Source organism: Leifsonia sp. Ger2509 (assembly GCF_055231915.1).
This window is the reverse complement of record NZ_JBUYVB010000001.1, coordinates 1-20,469: the sequence shown is the minus strand read 5'-3', so window position 1 is coordinate 20,469 and position 20,469 is coordinate 1. Positions and strand designations below refer to the sequence as shown.

Genomic DNA, 20,469 nt, shown 5'->3' with positions numbered 1-20,469 from the left:
GATTATGAGCTCGCAAGTTCGAACGTCACCCCGCTCTTCTCCGTTCGCCATCCCCACTCCAAGAACCCCCACATCGCCTAGCCTCTCAACCGCGCAACTGTCAACGTGCACGCAAGTGCGCAACTGTCTACTCCCCCGTTCCCGGGATTACGAGTCGGATCACCCCCGAGATAGGTTTCGAGCATCACCCCCCTCATCAGATCATTAGGGAGATCAACGATGACCGATTCCGACCCTCTGAGACACTGGACCGCCTACATGCGAGCCGAAGATCTCACCGAAACCACCATCCGCGAACGTCGGCGCTTCTGGAAATACATCGAAGAGCACGTCGGCCCGATGGTCAGCGTCACCCGGTTCGAACTCATCGAGTTCCTAGGCACCCAAGGGTGGAGCAACACCACCCGCCAGCACTACCGTTCCGCGCTCCACACGATCTTCACCTGGTTGCAGGACGAGGACTATCGCACCGACAACCCAGCTGCCCGCCTCCCCCACGTGAAAGCCCGACGACGCACCCCGACACCCCTCACAGCCGAGGAGATCCGCCGCGTCGTCACAGCCGGCACCTACCGGCGCACACGCGTCATGATCGCCCTGCACTACTACCTCGGACTGCGCGTGCACGAGATCGCGAAGATGCACGGCTCCGACATCGACTGGGACAACCGGACGGTGAAAGTCTTCGGCAAGGGTGCGAAGACCGCGTTCCTCCCGATCAACGCTGAGATGTGGACAATCGCCCAGACCATGCCGCGCGACGCGCACTGGTTCCCGAACTGGAAAGCGAACCGCCTCTACGCAGCCGGCAAAGGACACATCCTGTCCAACAGTGTCTCGACGATCCTCTCTCAGGCGATCCGTCGAGCCGGAATCGACGGCCACCGGCCACACGACCTGAGAGCGTCCACCGCGACTTTGCAGTCGCGCGCTGGCGTCGACCCGTTCATCGTTCAGAAGAACATGCGCCACGAGTCGATGACCACGACAGCCGGTTACCGGCTCGTCGACCCCGAGGAGATGCGCGAGGGTTTCGAGCGTCTCCCCATCGTTCCAATGCCTGCCCACTCCAACCGGAGACGGGCAGCGTAGTAACCTAGTGCGGTTGCCCTCGTAGCTCAATGGGATAGAGCAGCGGCCTTCTAATCCGCAGGTTGCGCGTTCGAGTCGCGCCGGGGGCACTCCGCAAGAAATCGGGAATATCATGACACCCATGAGCGACGCTCAAAACGAAATACAAGCAGGTTGGTTCGACGACGGACACGGAAACCTGCGATGGTGGGACGGCCACCAGTGGACACAAACGCTCGGCATGCCAGCACCCCCGAAGGCGCGGACGAAACGACGGCCGAGCTACTTCGGGTTCGCCGCGATCGTCGCGCCCCTCGCAGTGATGGCGATCACGATCTTCACGGGACTCACGATCTTCGTCGGCCTCGCGACGTTCGTCGGTGTCATCCTCGCGTCGATCGGCCTCAGCCGGAAGAACGAGTCCAGAGCATCATCGATCGTCGCCATGATCATCTGGGGTCCACTCGCGATCGTCTCACTCGTCATGATCCTCCTCTGGGGCAGCACCCTCTCTTAAACGCACGAAGAGCCCCGGCGCACCCTCCGAAGAAGGTGAGCCGGGGCTCTTACTATGCAACAGTGATCGGTCCCTGCAACCAGACAGGTTCGATCTCCGGATTATCCGGAACGTTCGCCCACACATGATAGGTGCCGACCGGTGTGCTCGAGTCGACGAGCAGCAGCAGCACCCGCTGCGCAACAGCAGGAATCGCCACACCCCACTCATTCGGCAACGGCACACCCGGACCAGGCGTGTTCACCGTAGGTGCCACCCATCCCGACGACGGGGGTGTCGTCGGTGACGTGCCGAGCGCGATCGTGATCGTGTCGGCAGAGATGTCCTTCCCGGTTATCTCTGTCACAGTCCCGCCGACGAGCCGCTTCATCCCGAGCGATACGAAGATGGTCGATGTCATGATTCCTCCGGAATGCTCGCCCAACGATTCGGCCTCGAGCTCGCAGCCCAACGATTCGGCTGCGGTGCCCCCCACAGGGTCAGATCACGGTAGCCACCCAATATCCTGACCAACGGCGCCGCGCAGCCCGCCGACGAACCGCCCGCGACCGCGAACACCGTCAGATTCCGCTGAGCCGAGATCGACGGGGCAGGCACCCCAGCGAACGCACCCGCCGCGACCGCGAACACAGTCAGATTCCGTTGCGCGGACACAGCAGGCGCAGACGCCCCCGCATAGGCTCCCGCAGGTGCTGCGCTGACGGAGACATTCCCAGCCGTCGAAACGGCCGGAGACGGCGCCCCAGCGCTTGCTGAAGCAGGAACCGCGGATGCCGTCGCCGCAGCAGACACAACCGGGCTGACAGCCCCAGCAACTGCACCGGCCGGTACCGCGAACACCGTCACCCCAGCAGACACGGCCGGAGCAGAAGCCCCAGCGAGCGCGCCAGCAACACCCGTTCCCGAGACGACCGTCTCAGCCGTCGCAGTCGGTGCGACAGCCCCAGCCATAGCACCAGCCGGCACCGCAACCGCCGTGACGCTCCCGGCAGTCGACACAACCGGCGCAACAGCACCCGCACGCGCCCCCGCAGGCACCGCCGCAACAGTCACACCCGCCGATACCGTCGGAGCAGGCACCCCAGCACGAGCACCCGGAACCGTCGACCCTGAGACGACACCATCGGCCGTGACCGTAGGTGACACCACACCAGCTGATGCGCCGGCCGGAACAGCGTTGACGGACACGCCTACGGACGGACTCCATGGCGCCAGGAACCCGGCCGCAGTCGTCGGGTCATATCGGATCTCCGAGATCCCATATGAGCCAGCGATCGCATCCTGGTCGAAATCCCACTGCTGGATCGACGCGGTGCCCAGGTTACCCGTGAAGCTGAAGGTCGAACCGACCTGCGTTCCCGACGAATCGAGCACGATCACATTGACGACACCGGTCGTGGAAGTCGCGACCGTGAAGTTCGCCTGGATCGTATAGTTCGTCCCGAGCGACAGCGTTCCAGCAGAGAGGATCGTGTGCGCACCCGAAGCGTTATCCCCGAACCAGAGCGCGCCAGTGCTCGACCATTGCAGACGAAACGACACACCACCCGAGTTGCGCGCGTTCGCATATGTCACCGCAGCGGCCGGGTTCGATGCTGGCGTCTTCAGAGTGAACGTGAGCTCCGCGACGAGCGTCGCCGTGAAGGTAGGCGTGCGCCACTGGTTCACGCCCGCCGCATCGACGACCGCGACACCCGTGTTCGAGTTGATCCCAACCGTGCTATCGAAGGTCTTTGACCCACCAGCTGCGGTCGAAAGCGCCACGAACCCGGTGTTACCGGTCGACGCAGCCGTCCCATTCGCCGGATTGGATGTGGAGCACAGCAACTCAGTGACAGCCACCTGCGCACCTCCCTTTTCAGCCGGTGACCACCACGTTCGCCAGATCCGGGCGTGCCGTCCCGGAGAAGTTGACGCCGCCGATCGTGAAGTGAATGTTGTTCGGATCCTGCGTGCGCGCGCCCCCGTTGAATCCACCCACCCGCACTTGCAGCACCGACCCGTCGAAGATCGGATCGACGATGTTGTAGACCGCGTTCGTCGTATCCGACGCGATCGAGATGTGCGACGTCCCGCAGCGGAGCGACGTGCACCCCGTCATGTTGACGGTGCCGCCGACGCGTTCGAAGTTGTAGCCCATCTTCGCGACGTCGGTTGCGACGCAATTCGTGTAGGTGATGTCGGTGTACGTGTTGCAGGTGAATCCGGCCGAGTAGCCCATATGGTGCGAATAGCAGTCGATCAGGGTCACGTTCGACCCTTGATTCCCACCGAAGCCGGAAGCTCCGACCATCACCCCGGTCTGATAATCGCGGCCGTCCATCTCGACCCGCCGATATGTCATCCCGGAGGTGTGATAGTCGTTGTTCCCGAACGTCTCCCCAGGCTGCACGGACGCGTTACCAGGGATGCCGATGATCTTCACGTCCTGCATCAGCCCGTTGGTCACGTAATAGACCATGAAGCCGTTGTAGAACATCCCCTGATCGGTGCCGCGGACGGTGAACTGTCCGAACTCCGTCGCCCGCACGTGCGAGCCGTCACCGCCTGCGCGGATCAGCGCGAAGTTGTTCGTCAGCAACGTCCCCTGAGCGGGCACCTCCGACGCCCGGGTCGAGGTCATCGGTGTCATCTCGAAGATCGTCTGGTCGACACCCGACCCCCACATGCCGCCGACCTGCGGCTGGAAATACCCGCCGAAGCCGAACCCGTTTCCTGCGTTCGCGTCCTGAAAGTCCACGAATGAGAAGATCCCCGGGAGATAAGTCACCTGGTTCTGCGGAGTCGCGACCGGCACATGGTTGGACTGTGCGGACACCGTCAAGCCGGCCGTCAGAGTCTCGTATGGGAAGAACCCAGACCCCGACGGTCGACCCGGCTCGACGGTCGCCCGGTTCTTCACCTTCGACGCCGTGACCTTGATCATGATCAGGCGATCAGCACGTACGCAATCCCCGACGGATCCCACGTGATCAGGAACGTTCCCGCCGTCGAGGACAGATCAGCACCGAAGTTGACCAGCGCGATCAGCGGCCTCGTCGCATCCGTCGCCGGAGTCGAATCGTAGATCACCGCGTAGCGGGCAGTGATCGTCGAAGCCGACCACGACGAATCAGCGCCGTCGAGCATGAGATACCCGGAGCCGACACACGTCCACGTGACGGTGCCATCCGTGACCGTCTGCCCGACCACCGTCGGATAGGTCGGAACTGAGCCGCCCGACGTGCCAGCCGTCGAACACTGGTACAGGAACCCGTTGCCCGTCGCCGGCCGCACGATCTGCCCGACCGTGTACGCGGTCGTGTTCGCCCGAGACGTGCCGTAGGAGTTCGCAGCCGTGTAGGTGATCGTCGCCGATGCGAGCGTCGCGCCGCCTGCCGTATACCCGGTCCCAGACACCTCATTGGTCAGCGCCGACTTGTACGCATCGGTGTCGAGGTTCGGCGTGTACGAGCTCGTGCACAGCATCACCTTGATGGAGTCGGAGTCGAAGTCGATCTCCTTGTTGAACGCCTTCGCGAAAGCATTCCGATAGAACGTGCCGGTTACCGACATCACTTCACCTCCGAATCAGCAGGCGCCACGATTGCCTCGGGAATCGCCGCGACCGCGAGCGCCTGATACGACGCCGGCAGACCGTTGACCAGAATGTTCCCGCCCGACTTCAGCCCGGACAGTGCACCGACCGCGAGCACGCCGAGCAGAGCCCAGCCGAGATCGGACCAGTTGATGTGCGCGATCCCCGCAGCGGTCGCCAGCGAACCGCCGATGGTCGCCACGACCGACGAACCCATCACCGCCTGCCAGAACGTGCGGATAAACGCGACGAGAGCAGCTCTCCGGTTCTTCGCCGGAAACAGTTCCCCGAGAAATGCGAACATGTCAGTTCTTCCTTCTTCTTTCTTTGTTCGATGGAGTACATGCGCCGCTCGACGCCGCGCACACGGTTGTTCAGATTCCGGATCGTCGGATCGGGATGAGTCCCTTTATCCTTCGTTCTCAGTGTTCGGTGGTGATGGGATCGGAATCTCGAGCATGTGCACGTCTTCCGCGAGAGGCAGCGGCATCGAACCGCTCGTGCCCCACGCCTTCCGCACCTGCACGAAATACCGACGCACCGCGGCCTTCACGTTCGAGAGCTCGGTGCGGAGAGTTTCGTTCTCGCTGCGCAACATCGCAGCTTCCCTGTCCTTCTCGTCGAGACGCCTCTTCATCTTCCGGACCTGACCTTCGAGGTCATCGATCCGGTCGGACTGCGCCGTGAAGAGCACCTCGAAACGTGCAGTCTCCGAGGTGAACTCTCGGATGCGCACGTTCTGCGCATCCCGCTTCCGGGTGAACAGCCAGGCGAAGAACGGCCCGCCTGCAACGGATAGGACGATCGTGACGATCGCGATTTGCCAGTTCGTCACGGCGCCCTACGCTCCTTCCGCAGAAGGAACCTCAGCCGCCAGATCGGGAGCGCCAGCACATAGCCTGCAAGGAACAGACTCGACAGGTGCGCGAGATCCGCTGAGACGAGAATCAGGACCGCGATCGGGTAGATCGCGATCACCCCGATCAGCGCCGCGAGCGCGTACATCTCGACCTGACGCCGGTTGAACGCAGCCCCGAGGAACGTCACACCGCAGATGACGGTGATCACGATCGACCAGATGAACCCGACCACGTGCCCCGCCGTCTGCGCGACGGCCGGCGCGGAGCCGATGACCGACGTGACGCCCCAGAGGAACAGCAGCAAATAGGACACCGCGATGAACCGTGACAGCGACTTATCGACGATCACGGGTTCCGCGGCCGGCGGTTTGAAGACGAACGAGTCGATGAATCGTTGCCAGGACTTACGCATCGTGGTGCCTCCTTCGCGTCGAGGCGCCTACTTCACGCTGACCGTGAACGAAACGGACTCGATGCCGGCGATGACCGCAGCCTTCAGCACGGCCGGATCCACCGGTTCGACCTGACCGGCCGGCAGCTTCGCGACCACAGCATCCGCGATCGCCTGCGGGTCCGCAGTCACCGACGGATTGTCGGCCGCACGCAGACGCGCCGAGCGCTTCACGAGCAGATCCCAGATGTAAGCCGTGGTCAGGGTCGATTCCTTCACGATCCCCGTCGCGACGAGCGCATTCATCTCGTTCGAGTCGGAGATCACGTCGAACAGACCGTTGTCCCCGAGGAAGCCGACGCTCTTATTCGTCGGGTGGGTGAGCAGTGCAGGCATGAGAAGCCCTCCAAGGTTGTTGATGGGAGATGACGAGAGGTCAGCGAAACCCTGCTGAACCAGAGAGATGTCGATGTAGCCGCCGTAATTCGGGACATGCCCGGTCGACGTGTACTGCCAGAGCACGGCCTTCCAACCAGACCCCACCGCAGGCACCGACGACGCCGAATAGTTCGCCACCCACAACGGCATCCAGTGCGACAACGGCCACCCCTGGAAGGTGACCGAGCTCGACATGTACGCGCCGGCCGGGTGCCCCAGAGCCACCCCTCGACGTGCAGCAGCGTTCAGGCTCGCATCACCCCAATGCGGCATCGAGCCTTCGTTCTCGACATCCCACCAGATCCGCATCCGCGCCGGAGCGACCGAATGCGCGAAATCCGCATCCGCGACCGGATCCAAGGTTCCGTTGAACCAGTAGCCGTCCGTCGGCATCCCGGCCGAGTTCGCATTCGCCAGGTTCTGCGCGAACTTCGAATCCTCGTAGCGGCCCGAATCCGAACCGCCGATCTTCAGGATCACGCGGGTCACACCAGCGGCCTTCCACGACTGGAACGTCGAAACGGTGACCAGCCCCTGATACTTCGAAAGATCGATGACAGTCATCACGACTCCTTACGGGTGAACGAACTTCGCGGTGAAGAAGCAGTTCGCGACGACGAGAGCCTGCGAAGCTGCCGTGTTCGACACGTTCACCTCGACGTAATCGCCTGCGCTCAGCAGGTAGGTGTCGAAGATCGGGCACGTCGGCGCCACGTTCTCCGTCCCGACGAACGACGAAGCCGGAATCAGGGTGCCGTTGACTCCGAACTGCGCCGTCGTCGTGTTCGCGCCAGTTGCGGTTCGCACGCTCGCCCGCACGTCGTAGTAGCCACCCCAACCAGCCGGGATCGTGACCCGTGAGTTGTTGGTCACGTTGTCGTGCATGCCCGAGTCGTCGTAGGTTTCCTGATTCCACTGCATCATCACGCCCAGACCAGGCGTGGCCGACGTCGACTGCGCGACCGATGTCGTCAACCTGACGATCGGAGGAAGCAGGATCGAATCGACCAGCGCGTTGAACTCTGCGGCTGTGATCTTCGCGCCGACAGCGGCTCGAGTGAGCGAAATACTCAACGGGACTCCTTAGAACGCGAAGATCCCCGGCGAGGGGATGTCGATGATGGCGAGATTCGAATGCGCTGCCGCGGTGGTCCCGTTCACATGCCGGGTCACCGTCACCGCCTGGAAGCTGCTAACCGGGGCAGCACACGCGGTCACCGTCATCTGCTCCGAATCGATGATGATCGTGTACGGCAGGTCAGTCGTCGAAAGGAGCGACGACCCCTGAGAACCAACCGACAATGTCGTGTTGGCTGACGTGATGCTGCCGTTCAGGAAGAGCTCCCCAGACCCGCCGAACCGGTCAGTGTCGAACACGGCCGGCGTCCCCGCCAGCACCGGAGCGAAGAACATCTGGAAGAGATGGTTTGTCAGCGAATGTGTTTCCTTCGCCCCGATCAGCCACCCATCCCATGTCGCGAATCCGAGCTGCGCGACCGGCAGGTTCGTTATCTGAACACGATCCCCCGGGTTCAATCCGAGAAGATCCGCCGACCGGTCAGTCGGTGTGTTCATCGCGTCAACAGTGATCGACGCAACCCGGAGATTCACGTTCTTCCCACGGATCAGACGATCCTGCCCCCACGCCGTCAGATCAGCCGGCCAATAGTTCAGGACCGTGTCCGTCGCCGACCCGGATCCGGCGCGGCTCGTGATCGTCGCATCCGACACGATCACCGTGTTGTCGCTGCCCGCCACAGTGTCGGACGACACCATGTTCGTCACATCGCGCACGAAATCCGGAGCGTCGTACAATTCCCGCTCCACATCGAACGAAGCAGTCACCGTCGCCGGCCGCTGCCGGGACCTCACCTCGACCTTCTGCACGGGTGCCAGCAGCGTCCCCGACGTTTTCGTGTACACGTAGCCCTGCTCAGTGCGCATCACATCGTTGATCGAGTCGAGGACCGCCCCACTCGACGACGCGAACCCCAACGGCCTGTCGGAAAGATCAGCCGGGAGCGTGTCGAAGACGATCTCCGGCACGATCGCATCCAACGCGAACAGTCGAGTCGCTTCGGTCGTGCTCTGCGCCATGTCCTCACGTGAGAGCGCTAGAGTGTGCGACAGCCGCGACACAACAAGGTTCATCCCGGTATTGACCCCGTCACCGGCAGAGAACCGAACCTCGGTCGGCTGCCGGTTAGCGTTCGTCAACGACGTCACCGAACCGCCCGTCTGGGTGTAATTTCGGCTCCCGATCGCGACGCCATCCACATACAACGTCACGTTGATCGTCCAGACGCCAGCACCGAAGGTGGTCGTCGCACCCCACGAAACGAAATGCGGTTTCCCCCGCCATGCTGTCAACACCGCCGGAGAGTATGTGATTACGGATGCGGTGCCCGGGTATAAGACGACACTCGACGATCTGATCTCCACACGGATGAAATCAGACAGGCCCGACAAGCTCACGTCGAGCTCACCCTCCGTGTACGCGTTCGGCACCACCCAGAAACCCCAGAACCCGAGCGATGCCTGCGAATAGGCCAGATTCGTTACCCGAGTCACCTGCGATGACAAATAGTTGATCTCAGCGTCAGCCTGGAGCCGCATCATCGCACCCGGCACACCCGGCACGGAAGGCATCCCGAACAGCACCACCGGATTCGCGTTCGGAGTTGACGTCGTGTACACCGTCAGACCGCCCAGGCCGCTCGAGGTGTTCTCCATCGCATACTGCGTGTTCGCGTCACCATCCATCGACCAGAACGCCAACTGACCAGCCGCGACGCTGATGTCGTCCGCGATGTCCGTCTGGTTCTTCCGCGACGCGTTGCCGAGCATGTCATCGACGGTGATCTGCACCTGAGCCCACGCCGACTGCGCGCCAGGGAAAGCCGGCGCGATCGACAGGATCGCCCCCGAGACGAGACGCGTCCCGAGCTTCCACGACACCGGCATCCCCTCGGTGACCGTCGTCGCCAGTGGCGAGTTCGGGTTACCGGGGGTGAACCGGCCGTCGTAGTTGTCGAGCGTGAACGTCAACGACATCGGCGTCACGTCACGGAACTCGTCGTCACGCCCCCAGCTGTAAGACAGTGCCTGCCCGAGAGACGCATACGAACTGACATCCACCATCGCACCGGAGGCCCCGATGCCCATTGCGATCTGATTGGTCGTAATGCGCGGCATCGGGGCCCTCCTCTATGTGATGTTCGGGAACGCTCGACGCGGGATAGCGCCGAGCTTCGTGCCGTCGACGAGCGCCGAATAGACCGCCTTCTGGAACTCGCGTGGAGTGCCGAAGAACTGGCCCGCAAGATGCAAATGCACCTCAGTCGTGCCGCCACCGCCGAGCCCATACGCCGCCAGAGCCTGCCGGCTCAACGGGATGACCGCCTCATCCGAGCCAGCCTCAGCGACTTGTGTGATGTGACCACCAGATCGTGCCCGGAAGATGTTGCCTGTCGCAGACTTGGTCATGTGGTAGCTCCCCCCACCGCCGCCAGACGGTGCCGGAGGAGTCACATTCGACCAGGTGACATTCCCGGATGCGTGCAACGGATGCCCGGAGATGAACCCCACGAACTCATTCCAGCCGTTCGCGAACTTGCCCATCAGCTGCGACCACCCGTGCGAGAACGCACCCGCGATCTGGTTCCACCCGTTGCCGAGCTTCCCCATCAGCTGCGACCAGCCGTTACCGAACTTGCCCATCAACTGGGTCCATCCGTTGCCGAATTTCCCCATGCCCTGGTTCCACATCGCCCCGATCCGGCCCATCAACTGATTCCAGCCGGTGAACGACATGCGGCCCATCAGTTCGTTCCAGCCGTTCCCGAATTTCCCCATCAGCTGCGACCACCCGTTGCCGAACTTCCCGACAATCTGATTCCAGCCGTTACCGAACTTGCCCATCATCTGCGACCAGCCGTTCCCGAATTTCCCCATCAACTCGTTCCAGCCGTTCCCGAACTTGCCCATCATCTGATCCCAGCCGTGAGCCCACGCCGGCCCCGAGAACGGTCCCCCACTCGTCGACTTGGAACCAGCCCCGAGGTTCTTCAGAAAGTCGTCACCGCTCTTCGAGTTCGCCAACTTGTCGAGCGCCGGCAGCAGCGTCGAGTTCAGATAGTCCGAGATCCCAGTGAGCGCCGGCAGCAACACCTTCCCGGCCTTCACCTGGATCTCATCCCACCTCGCACCCACAGCAGCCCACTTGCCCGCATACGTCTCAGAGGACTTCGCCGCCTGACCGGAGAGCTTCTGCGAGAGCGTGTCGACGACCTTCTGCCCAGCCGACGACTTCTCGTTCGCCACAGCCTGAGCGTCAGCGACCTTCTTCACCGCCGCCTCATACTCCGCATGATGCTTCGACGCCGTATCCGCCGCCCCAGGGTATTTCGCGAGCAGATCGTTCACCCTCTGCTGTGCATCTGCGACCTTCTTGTTCGCGAGCGCCACAGCCTGCGCGTTACCCGCATACACCGGAAGATCGATGCCCAGAGCACGAATCGGCTTCAGCTGGCCCTCATAAGCCTTCGTCACCAGCAGGCCAGCCGCTGACAGATCCAGGTTCTTATACTTCGCGAGATCCGCCGCCAACTGAAGCGCGCCGAGCGCCTTCGTCGAAGACCCCATGCCCGTTGTCATCACGGCGAGCGCATCGGTCACCTGTGCGCCCGTGAACCCGTAGCCGGCCAGATGCTCCTTCTGCTTCGCGATCGCATCCGAATTCACGGTCAGCTTCGAGTGCGTGTTCTGCAACGCGACCGACAGTTTCGCGTTCGCAGACTCTGCGGCCGCAGCAGCCTCGACAGCAGCCTTCCCGAACGTGATCGCCGAGGTGACACCGAAGTACCCGAGCGCGAGCCCCGCGAGATCCTTCACGAGCGTGGAGACATGCTTCGACGCTTTGGCCTGGAACTCGCCCATCGCCTTCGACCCGGACACATCCCGGCCGAAAATGTTGAACGTGAGAGACTTCTCAGCCACGATGTGTTCGCCTCACTTCCGGTGCTGGATGCTTCGCCGACTCGATCGCCTTCTCGACGATCGACGTGTAGATGTGCCACCACTCATAGGTGACCGACCACACGTTGAAAACGGTGATCCCGCACCCCGGCAGCACCTTCTGCAATGCCGGCAGGTACTCGAAGACCGACGCCTCAACGTCTTCGATCAGGAACTCTTCGGCTTCTTGGTGGGCGGCTTTACGGGAGCCGGGACCTCTTTTGGGGCAGCATCAGCTGCCTCCTCATCCGGCTCTTCGTCGAACTCCCAGTGAAACGAACCGAACGAGACACGCTCGGCCTGGTCGATGCTCACGTCTTCGCCGGCCTTACGCTTCGACAGCCAGATGACGCCGATCATGTTCTGAAGGAAGTCGTCGTTGTCGAGCAAATCGACGGGATCGAAACCCTCCACCTGAAGCTGCGCGAACGACCAGTCGATCGCCGCCTTCATCGTCTTCACGTTGATGTCGAGCCGACGCTTCAGGTCACGCAGGTCACCCAGTTCGGCGCCCCCGAATACGTCGAGGATCTCGTCGTAGCTCTTGCCGTCGATGTTGAGTCTCACAGTCGTCCTCCGATAGCTGCGATCGCCTCATCGAGCGCCACGTTCACAGCGCTGACCATCACAGGCCCTACGACCTTTTCGATCGCTTCAGCAAAATAGGGATGGCCTTGTTCTTCCACCCACGTGGAAGTGCCGAAAACAGGGTGCCGAAACGACCCCAGGTTGTAGATCTTCAGCAGCGCCGCATGCGCGGCCGACAGATCCTTCCCAGAGGTGATGATCTTCACCCCAGCACCACGAGCAGCGAACGACACCTGAGCACGAGTGCCCGCGATGAGCGCCTCCCGGCCCGGCCCCGAAGGATTACCCTCCGGGGTCGGCTCCGAGAGCTCTTTCTTCACGGCTTCGACAGCGACCTGACCGACACCACGAAGTTCCGCACGCAACCTCGTCAGAAGCTTCGGCTGAAACGCGCGCACACGTCCCGCGAACGCTTTCCAATCGGAGATGTCGACCCGAAGCTCCACACCCCCACGCGCCATCAGATCGCCGTCTCAGCGGTGACGATCGCGATGTAGAACGCCGAGGCGGTCACACGGTTGTCGAGCAGGGTGAACGGGATCGACTGAGTGATCACGTCCCCGGAGTTCGGCTTCGGCATCTCGCCGTCGAGCCGGATGTCAGGGAACACGAACTGGATCGTCGGGAAGTTCGCACCTGTGATCGCGGTCGTCGTCGCGAACGTGAGCACCATGCCGAGATCCGTCTGCGACTTCCACGCATCCCGCAACGTGGTCGTGTCGAACTCAGCCGTGATCGTCCCCGAACCGGAGCGGTCACCGAGCGCCGGCTTCCGAGTGCGCTGACCGTTCGAGCCGAAGTTGAACCCGTTCGAGTCGAGCCCGTTCGACCACGTGAACGCGAAGTCGCGGATGTCCGCCACAGCGGAACCACCCGTCGCGAGCGCTGTCGTCGTCGGCGGAGTGATCGCGCCCGAGATGATCGACCCGTTCACGAATGAGAACAGCGGATTCGCTGTCGGATAGCTCGGTGCCGTCAGCGCGGTCGACGTGTCGACCGACTTGCCGAGGAAATGGAACTTCGCCGTCGGGATCGCCGCGTTCTTCGCCGAGAGATCGAAGCCCGAGCACACACACCCCGCATAGGTCTGCGGAGTCGCAGCACCACCGCCGAGCGGAGGAATACCCACCTGGATGGTGTACGACGGCAGGAAGTCCGAAGTCGTCGGGGTGAACAGCTGCTGGAAAGCAGCGCCTGTGATCACAGTCGAAACGGCCGTGCCCAGCGCCGCCTCGAACAGTGCACCGAGGCCCTTCCCGAACAGCTCGAGCTCCACCGAACCCGACGACTCTTCCTTCGTCTCGACACGCCTGTCAGCAGCCTTCACGACACGGCCGACACGCATGCCCTGCGCGTCCGTGAACTGCGGCATCCAGTCGAAGTCTTCGTTCAGATACTCGTAGAAGTGATCGGGGGTCACGACCGTGCCATAGGTCGTTTCCTTCTTGATCCCGAGACTGGAATCCTGCTGCGTGGTCACTGGTCGCCCCCTTCAGTCGGTGCCGGCGCGACGGGTGCCGCGACAGGTGCAGGCGCGACAGGTGCCGGCGCCTTCGTGGATGCCTTCGCCTTCGGCGCGGCTTTCTTCGGTGCTGGCTTGTCCAGCCACTTCCAGTTCGTTTCCTGCCCGACGATCTGCTCGCCAAGATGGTCAGGCAGTTCGATGACCTCGCCGAACGCGACGTCACGACCGATCAGCGTCAGGTACAGATCCCCCTGAGGGGACACGTTGCGGAATTTCATGACCGTCTCCTAGTTCGTGATTCGCGCTTCAGCGGTGAAAATGGCATAGCAATCGACCATCCGGCCGTTCGCGATCTCCTCGGGAGCCGTGGCACCCTTCGATGCGTGCTCCGTGAGGAAGCACTGGCGCACGGCGCCCCCCAACGTGGTGTCGACGGTGCGCACATAGTTCTCGATCCGACCCAGCAGTTCGTAGACGCGAGCCTTCGGAACACGGTCGGAGTTCTCACCCGCCCGGTATGACGAGATGAACACGTGCTGCTCGAGCACTTCCTCACGGCTCCGGTTCGTTGACAGGTTCGCGATCGACTGCTTCGACGTGACATCGACGAAGACGATCAGATCCTTATTCGTCTTCGTGCCCGGATGCCCGTCCGAAACAAGCACCAGAGGGTCATCCTTGAACATGTTCTGCACGACGAGGAAGAACGCATCGGTGAGCGCCGGAGCCGCCGTGAATATGCTGCTCATGCGAAGCCCACCGCCGCCCCAGTGAACGCGCGACACAACTCGATGACACGCTTCGGAACGGCGAAGCCTTGCGGGGCAGCGGCCTCGACCGCATCCCCATATGCCGGCCGGTTCGCAGCCTTCCCTTGCTGCCACCAGAACCGGACGAGCTCACGCGCCGCGAGTTGCAGCGCCGGAGGCACGACGGGGTATCCGGTGACATAGGTGATCTGCACCGCCAGTCGGCCGGGGTAGAACACTCGCGGATAGACCGGGTTTCCCCCGAACACGATCGAACCGATCGGATCGAAGAACCAGTTCCCAACCGGGAGCACCGTGCCGTTCTCGATGACCTGCGTGATCGATGACGCCATGTCAGGCAACACGATCGCCGTCACACCGCCGTCGAACCCCGCGGTCTTCGACACCTGCAACACAGGCCCGACGAGATCTTCGATCACCGCCGTCGCAGCAACGACGTAGGCCGAGAGATCGGCATCGCGGGTGGACTGAACGTTCGTGCCTACGTCGTCGAAGTTCAGGCCCTCCGCCGCATACTCGAGCGTTATCAGACCACCCGCGATCGTGGTCATGCGCTCGCGGCCGCCTCATCGGTTTTCGCGGGCGGCTTAGCCGGAGCTTTCGCAGGCGCCTTCGCAGGCGTCTTCCGGGTCGATTTTGCAGCGGCCGGAGACTTCGCGGGCGAAACCCTCTTGCCCGACTCCGCAGCACGCTTCCGAGCCCACGCTGCGAGATGCGGATCGTCCATGCTCTCCGCGTGCTCAGCGATCTGGTCATACGTCGTCGCGCGCCGCTCATCGGCCACGATGGCTTCATAGTTCTCCTGCACCCAGTCGTCGACCAGTGCCGGATTTCCTTCGGTTGCCATGATTTCCTTTCCGTCGACAAGGGCCGCACCCCCGAAGAGATGCGGCCCTCATTGCGACTAGAACGTCGGAGCGATCAGACCGTTGCCGGCCGTGGTGTCATTGCCACCGACGACACCGACGGCTGTCGGGTAGCGACCTGCCGTGAACGCCGCGTAGTTGTACGCGACGAGCTTCACGGTCAGCTGGTTGCCGAGCGTCTGCTCGAACCGGAGCTGGAACGGCGCACCGTCCCCGTTCTCCCAGAGGAGAAGGTCTTCCCACCGAGCGACGATGACCTGGTCGTTCGCCGGGGTTCCGACGTTGATCGGGATCGACGCGTCCGTGATCACGGGCAGGCCCATGATCGTTCCGACCGGAATGGTCGCCGGAGTGTCCACCGGAGCTTCCGAGACGCCGAGCGCGTTGAACGGCCCGTTCGGGTTCGGAACGAGCAGCGGGCGGTTCGACGAGTCGAGCTGTCCGACCAGCCAGTTCCACCGACGCGGGTGCATGATGATCACATCCGGTGCCAGGAACCGCGACGTCTGCACCGCGTTCAGCTGACCCGCGAGCTTCAGGTAGAAGCTCGCCACGGCCACAGGCGCCCCGAAGACGGTGGCCTGGTTGATGCCGGCCGTCTGAAGAATGCCGAGCGCCTGACCCGACGAACCGGTGCCCGAGAGCACCTGCTGGTCGAGCGCAACCGAGTACGCGCCTGCGAGGTCGGTGTAGACCAGCTGGTCGATGCCCTGAGCACGCTCGAGCGTCTGCCGAGACAGATCCTGCTGACCGGCGACCGTGATCACCGGGACAGTCAGGTTCGACCACACCTGGTCGGTGTTCGACACCGACGAGTTCTCCGTCGCCTGAACGGCCTCCGTCACACCAGTGGTGTTCCGGGGAACGATCAGCGACATGCCCTCATCGGGCAGCGGAAGGTGCTGCATGATGTTCGCCGTCGGCCGGCCCTGACGCGCGATCAGCGCGGCCTGGTCGATCAGGTACTGCGGAGGAACGAGCCCCTGGAACCCACCGGTTGTGCCGGCGCGAACCGAGATCTGCCCTTCGGCTTTCGCCTCGCGCATGTGCCGCTCGATGCGAGCGGACGCCTCACGGTCGCCACGCTCACCGTTCCATGCGTCGCGGAAGAACGACTGGCCCCACGCGTTGTCCGCACGGTACGTGCGCGGCTCGTCGGTGACCACGGCACGCTCGACACGCTCAGCGGCAGGCTTGGAGCCCTCCGCAGCACGCGAGAGACGGTCGTCGTCTTCCTTCTCCTTGCGAAGCTGCTCGAGGTTCGCCTTCCGAGAATCGATCTCGGTGACGGCCTCCCTCTTCAGCCCCGACAGTTCATCGAACCGGGTCTGGCTCGCTTCGTCCAGCGAGTCCCCCGATGCCGAGTCCAGCAGGTTCCGCTGCTCCGTCTGGTACGAGTCGTACCGGGACTGAGCAGCCGCAACCTGCGATTCGGCATTCGCGATAAGACGCGAAATGTCCATCAGATTTTGCCTTTCGTGTTGGGTGCGTGCTGACGCATCCGGCTCATCTGGCTTCCATCGCGCTCATCCGGCGTCCTGGTGGCTTTGCAGCACAAAGAACCCCACGGGCGGAAATGCCCGTGAGGCGGTTCAGTAGGAGCGCTTAGCGCGCTTCGAGTTCGAGCAGCGACCGCAGCGTCCGAATGTTCGGACCCCGCTTCTGCTCGACGACAGATTCGACGTCGGGTTCAGTGACAGCCGCGCGTTCCGCCTCAGCGATACGCGCCTGAGCGCGTGCCGCAGCGACCCGCAGAGGCTCACCCTCGAGGTGCTCGATCGCGTCGAGCGCCTGCTTCGCGCGAGCGCTGATCGACGTGTACGGGTTCGCGCCCCGGTTCACCGCCGACACATCGCCGCGGTCGAGGTCGACCTCCGTGATCGTGCACTCCATGTAGTCCGGTGACCACTGGAAGTTCACGATGCGGAACGCGAACGACATCTCGTCGAGCGCGCCATCATCGATCGCGTGCCGGAGATCCTGCACATCCGACCGCTGCGGGTTCAGGCGAGCGACCGAGCGCAGCCCCGTCGCGTCGACCGACAGATCGAGCGTCCCCGCCGTCGTGCGAGCCATCGACAGGCCCGCGTGATTGATGAGGAAGTTCACATCCGGGGAACGGCTCAATGTCGCGTCGAACGCCGTCGGCGCGATGATCTCGTTGTACTCGCCGTAGAAGTCGTACATGGTGTACGGCGTGCCCACCACGGACGCATAGCCATCGAGAACGACGAACTCCTTGTCGTCGATGGTCGTTGTCGACGCCCGCATCTGAGAGCGAAACTCCTGACGGCGCGCCTCCCCCCGGAATGAGCCCAGAGTGCCGGCCGCAGCAGCGCCGGCACGAGAATCGATCGTGTTCATAGCTTCTCCCCAGATCCGGCAGGAATCGCGTCGACAGGATTTGCCGGCGCGAGTTGGTGAACGATCCCGAGATCCTTGAACTCCTGGATCTGCTCGGGCGTGAACGGTGGCAGGTTGTCTTCCGCCCGGATCTCGGACGGCGCACGCGAATAGCCGGCAACCTGCGCCAGCATCATCGAGTTGCGGGTGTCCGGATCCATGCGCAGCAGCGACTTCGTGTCGAACTGCACGAAACGGGGCGCCGGAAGCCACTTCGACAATGACTCCTCGCGACGACGGATCGCCGGCCCCAGGTTCATGATCAGGAACTGAAGGTTCCGCTGCGTGACGTTCGCATACGTCAACGCAGCCTTACCCACGGGTGCGACGTCGATCAGGTCAGCCGGCACACCGAAATACCGAGCGATGTCGGTCGCGGTGAGCTTCTGCGTGTCGAGGAACTGCGACTCGTTCTGCGCCACGTTGTACGGCGAGAACTCCCAGTCGTTGCCCGTGACGAACAGATCCCGGCCGGCGATCGCAGCCTTGAACCTGCGCTTCGCCTCCTCCGCGACGCCCGCACCGAGCGTGCGCGCGTTGTTCTTCAGCGTGCCGATCGGGACAACAGCCCCGTTCGCGAACCAATCGAGGCCGAAGTCGACGGCCGACTGATACTGACCGATCGTCCACGCCGCGTTCATCACAGGCGACAGGCCCATGATCAGCCCCGACTGTGTGAACTGCCGCTCGTGCCAGACGTCGGCCTTGTCATAGGTCTTCCGGCCGATCCTATAGACGTAATCCTTCGTCTTCGGATCCTGCACCACCGTGACGGTGCCTGCGTCCGCGAGATCCACGCGCCGCGGATTCCCGAGCGAATCACGCTCGGAGATGATGCCGAACGCGTTGCCCACGCGGTCGAGGTCGACCTGCGTCGAATACAGCCATTCGTGCAGACCGACTTCCTCCCCGCCCGGATTGACCAGGACAGGCGGCACCGGCACCTCGACGTCGATGCCATTCACGGTTCGGTACACCTTCAGCGGCAGCGTCGACAGAAGATCCGCCCGGAGACGGATCGCAGCCCAGACCGCGGAAGCTCGCATCGCTGACTGCGTGGACACGTTCACCGAACCGGTGCGCTCAGCCGAGCGTGACGGGATCAGGTTGTTTGGCGTGTCACCCAGCCCTCGGGTTTTGAACATGGTCATGCGTCACGTCCGTTCCAGAAGCTGATGAACCCGACAGCGAGCCCCGCGAACACGAACGCCGCAGGCACGAAGATGAGCGCCACCCCGACGGTGATCAGGCCGATCCCGATGACTTCGCCGGCCGTGGTCACCACACCGCGACTGAACATCTTCTTCACCCAGCCGCGCATGAGGTTCCCTTCATCCGAACGAACTCATCAGGTCGTAATCGCCAGGCTCCGCAACGTGAACCCAGTACGCGGCCGTCGCAGCACGCAACGACACGATGTCGGTCGTCGACAGAGACTGCGACCACAGGAACTGCTCACCCGACTTCCGCTTCCCTGCACCGAGCACGGCCACCGACAACGGCTCGTCGCCGTGATGCTTCAGCTGACCGTTGATCAGTGCATCCGTGATCGCGACGCACCCGTTCCGCATCTCCGTCGTGTCCAACAGCCGCACCGTGATGTCGGCATCCTCGAACAGTCGAATCAGTTGCCCGTTCTCCCCGAACTTGTCGATCACGATCTCGTCGAGGTTGTGCTTCTTCAGCAGCGCCACCGTCTTATTCACGATGTAGCGTCGCGCCCGCTTCTTCTTCTGCTTCGGCATGCCCGCCTCATACAGCACGAGCTCGAGCACATCCGACTTCTTGCCAGCACCGACCGCAGCGATCGCGAACGACTGCTTCGTCCCGGTGCGCACATCCAACGCCATCGCCGGCCGGCCCGTGATCCTCACCGAATCCGGAACTCGGTTCGACTCCCACACGCCCGGAGGGAACGCACCCTCCTGCATGAAATCGACCCACTGACACAGCACCTCAGTGCGGAACACAGCCTCGAGGTCGTTCGACGCATCCGAAGCGATCGACCGCTCCATCGACGGGATCCACCCCATCGAAGGGTTCGACTGCGCCCACCCGTCACGATCCCAGATGTCACAGTCCGGTGTTGCAGACCATTCGAAGATCCCAAGCGAATCGTCGAGCAGTGCATCGTCGAGATCACGCGCGTCGTCACCGTTGATCCCATCCGGATCCCCGAGCGCGAGATGCGCCTTCTTCCGCAGATGCGCGAGCACCACGCTCGTCATGTCGCCAGCGTTCGACGCTGCGATGATCTGCGCCAGAGCGCGCGTCCTGGTCGTCTTCGTGACAGCCGACCACGCCTCCCAGTTCTGATGCTCCCGGAGCTCGTCGAGCATCACCATGTCACCAGTCAGACCACGACCACCGCGCCGCGTCGCCGCCTGCACCTTGTACCGGGAACCCGACACCAGGCGCAACGCCTTCTTCCCGTTCGTCCGATCGACAGCCTGAATCTCCGACAGCAGATCCGGGACACCCTCCGCCATGTCGACGGCGCCCTGCCA

The 20,469-nt window shown here is 63.0% G+C and carries 25 protein-coding genes and 1 tRNA gene; 3 read left to right on the top strand and 23 right to left on the bottom strand.

All coding sequences use genetic code 11. The features are described 5' to 3' along the window. The first annotated feature begins 219 nt into the window (after nucleotides 1–219). From ACV7NN_RS00130 to ACV7NN_RS00120, 3 genes are all read left to right on the top strand, one after another. Nucleotides 220–1,092, top strand: a complete 873-nt coding sequence (locus ACV7NN_RS00130) for a tyrosine-type recombinase/integrase (protein WP_463347578.1) — start codon at nucleotides 220–222, stop codon at nucleotides 1,090–1,092. Nucleotides 1,093–1,107: 15 nt separating this feature from the next. Continuing rightward, nucleotides 1,108–1,181 (top strand) — tRNA-Arg (locus tag ACV7NN_RS00125). 32 nt (nucleotides 1,182–1,213) lie between these two features. Further along, a complete protein-coding gene (locus tag ACV7NN_RS00120) occupies nucleotides 1,214–1,588 on the top strand; it encodes a DUF2510 domain-containing protein (protein WP_463347577.1) in 375 nt (124 codons plus the stop codon). Between the two features lie 52 nt (nucleotides 1,589–1,640). Here ACV7NN_RS00120 and ACV7NN_RS00115 read toward each other — a convergent pair whose 3' ends face one another. From ACV7NN_RS00115 to ACV7NN_RS00005, 23 genes are all read right to left on the bottom strand, one after another. Further along, nucleotides 1,641–1,988: a hypothetical protein gene (locus tag ACV7NN_RS00115; protein WP_463347576.1), complete on the bottom strand. Its 348-nt coding sequence runs from the start codon at nucleotides 1,986–1,988 to the stop codon at nucleotides 1,641–1,643. Further along, complete coding sequence (locus ACV7NN_RS00110) at nucleotides 1,985–3,430, bottom strand: hypothetical protein (RefSeq protein WP_463347575.1); 1,446 nt, start codon at nucleotides 3,428–3,430, stop codon at nucleotides 1,985–1,987. Before ACV7NN_RS00110 ends, ACV7NN_RS00115 begins: the two co-directional genes overlap by 4 nt. Before the next feature lie 16 nt (nucleotides 3,431–3,446). After that, nucleotides 3,447–4,514: a hypothetical protein gene (locus ACV7NN_RS00105; protein WP_463347574.1), complete on the bottom strand. Its 1,068-nt coding sequence runs from the start codon at nucleotides 4,512–4,514 to the stop codon at nucleotides 3,447–3,449. Nucleotides 4,515–4,516: 2 nt separating this feature from the next. Next, nucleotides 4,517–5,143, bottom strand: coding sequence for a hypothetical protein (locus ACV7NN_RS00100; RefSeq protein ID WP_463347573.1), 627 nt, complete (start codon nucleotides 5,141–5,143; stop codon nucleotides 4,517–4,519). Beyond that, nucleotides 5,143–5,469, bottom strand: a complete 327-nt coding sequence (locus ACV7NN_RS00095) for a hypothetical protein (protein WP_463347572.1) — start codon at nucleotides 5,467–5,469, stop codon at nucleotides 5,143–5,145. Before ACV7NN_RS00095 ends, ACV7NN_RS00100 begins: the two co-directional genes overlap by 1 nt. Before the next feature lie 105 nt (nucleotides 5,470–5,574). Beyond that, entirely contained in the window at nucleotides 5,575–6,000 is a 426-nt protein-coding gene (locus ACV7NN_RS00090) for a hypothetical protein (protein ID WP_463347571.1), read from the bottom strand. Further along, nucleotides 5,997–6,437 carry a hypothetical protein gene (locus ACV7NN_RS00085; RefSeq protein WP_463347570.1) on the bottom strand — a complete coding sequence of 147 codons (441 nt, stop codon included), beginning with the start codon at nucleotides 6,435–6,437 and terminating at the stop codon, nucleotides 5,997–5,999. The genes ACV7NN_RS00090 and ACV7NN_RS00085 overlap by 4 nt, the downstream gene beginning before the upstream one ends. Before the next feature lie 27 nt (nucleotides 6,438–6,464). Beyond that, complete coding sequence (locus ACV7NN_RS00080; RefSeq protein WP_463347569.1) at nucleotides 6,465–7,418, bottom strand: GH25 family lysozyme; 954 nt, start codon at nucleotides 7,416–7,418, stop codon at nucleotides 6,465–6,467. Between the two features lie 9 nt (nucleotides 7,419–7,427). Next, nucleotides 7,428–7,928, bottom strand: a complete 501-nt coding sequence (locus tag ACV7NN_RS00075) for a hypothetical protein (RefSeq protein WP_463347568.1) — start codon at nucleotides 7,926–7,928, stop codon at nucleotides 7,428–7,430. A gap of 9 nt (nucleotides 7,929–7,937) precedes the next feature. Continuing rightward, complete coding sequence (locus ACV7NN_RS00070; protein WP_463347567.1) at nucleotides 7,938–10,049, bottom strand: hypothetical protein; 2,112 nt, start codon at nucleotides 10,047–10,049, stop codon at nucleotides 7,938–7,940. Nucleotides 10,050–10,061: 12 nt separating this feature from the next. After that, complete coding sequence (locus tag ACV7NN_RS00065; protein WP_463347566.1) at nucleotides 10,062–11,852, bottom strand: phage tail family protein; 1,791 nt, start codon at nucleotides 11,850–11,852, stop codon at nucleotides 10,062–10,064. 186 nt (nucleotides 11,853–12,038) lie between these two features. Continuing rightward, a complete protein-coding gene (locus ACV7NN_RS00060) occupies nucleotides 12,039–12,437 on the bottom strand; it encodes a hypothetical protein (RefSeq protein ID WP_463347565.1) in 399 nt (132 codons plus the stop codon). Next, entirely contained in the window at nucleotides 12,434–12,904 is a 471-nt protein-coding gene (locus ACV7NN_RS00055; RefSeq protein WP_463347564.1) for a hypothetical protein, read from the bottom strand. Before ACV7NN_RS00055 ends, ACV7NN_RS00060 begins: the two co-directional genes overlap by 4 nt. A gap of 14 nt (nucleotides 12,905–12,918) precedes the next feature. Continuing rightward, nucleotides 12,919–13,938 (bottom strand): phage tail tube protein, encoded by a 1,020-nt coding sequence (locus ACV7NN_RS00050; protein WP_463347563.1) that lies wholly within the window; start codon nucleotides 13,936–13,938, stop codon nucleotides 12,919–12,921. Continuing rightward, the gene (locus tag ACV7NN_RS00045) at nucleotides 13,935–14,201 is read right to left on the bottom strand and encodes a hypothetical protein (RefSeq protein WP_463347562.1); all 267 of its coding nucleotides are present in this window, start codon (nucleotides 14,199–14,201) and stop codon (nucleotides 13,935–13,937) included. The genes ACV7NN_RS00050 and ACV7NN_RS00045 overlap by 4 nt, the downstream gene beginning before the upstream one ends. A gap of 9 nt (nucleotides 14,202–14,210) precedes the next feature. Continuing rightward, nucleotides 14,211–14,672 (bottom strand): hypothetical protein, encoded by a 462-nt coding sequence (locus ACV7NN_RS00040; RefSeq protein WP_463347561.1) that lies wholly within the window; start codon nucleotides 14,670–14,672, stop codon nucleotides 14,211–14,213. Then, nucleotides 14,669–15,244, bottom strand: a complete 576-nt coding sequence (locus tag ACV7NN_RS00035) for a hypothetical protein (RefSeq protein ID WP_463347560.1) — start codon at nucleotides 15,242–15,244, stop codon at nucleotides 14,669–14,671. The genes ACV7NN_RS00040 and ACV7NN_RS00035 overlap by 4 nt, the downstream gene beginning before the upstream one ends. Further along, nucleotides 15,241–15,540 (bottom strand): hypothetical protein, encoded by a 300-nt coding sequence (locus ACV7NN_RS00030; protein ID WP_463347559.1) that lies wholly within the window; start codon nucleotides 15,538–15,540, stop codon nucleotides 15,241–15,243. Before ACV7NN_RS00030 ends, ACV7NN_RS00035 begins: the two co-directional genes overlap by 4 nt. A 57-nt stretch (nucleotides 15,541–15,597) precedes the next feature. Further along, on the bottom strand, nucleotides 15,598–17,022 hold the full coding sequence (locus tag ACV7NN_RS00025) for a phage major capsid protein (RefSeq protein WP_463347558.1): 1,425 nt from the start codon (nucleotides 17,020–17,022) through the stop codon (nucleotides 15,598–15,600). Nucleotides 17,023–17,164: 142 nt separating this feature from the next. After that, nucleotides 17,165–17,923: an HK97 family phage prohead protease gene (locus ACV7NN_RS00020; protein ID WP_463347557.1), complete on the bottom strand. Its 759-nt coding sequence runs from the start codon at nucleotides 17,921–17,923 to the stop codon at nucleotides 17,165–17,167. After that, nucleotides 17,920–19,113 carry a phage portal protein gene (locus ACV7NN_RS00015; RefSeq protein WP_463347556.1) on the bottom strand — a complete coding sequence of 398 codons (1,194 nt, stop codon included), beginning with the start codon at nucleotides 19,111–19,113 and terminating at the stop codon, nucleotides 17,920–17,922. The genes ACV7NN_RS00020 and ACV7NN_RS00015 overlap by 4 nt, the downstream gene beginning before the upstream one ends. Beyond that, on the bottom strand, nucleotides 19,110–19,283 hold the full coding sequence (locus tag ACV7NN_RS00010) for a hypothetical protein (protein ID WP_463347555.1): 174 nt from the start codon (nucleotides 19,281–19,283) through the stop codon (nucleotides 19,110–19,112). Before ACV7NN_RS00010 ends, ACV7NN_RS00015 begins: the two co-directional genes overlap by 4 nt. Before the next feature lie 10 nt (nucleotides 19,284–19,293). Beyond that, on the bottom strand, nucleotides 19,294–20,469 hold a 1,176-nt coding region (locus tag ACV7NN_RS00005), incomplete at its 5' end, for a hypothetical protein (RefSeq protein ID WP_463347554.1).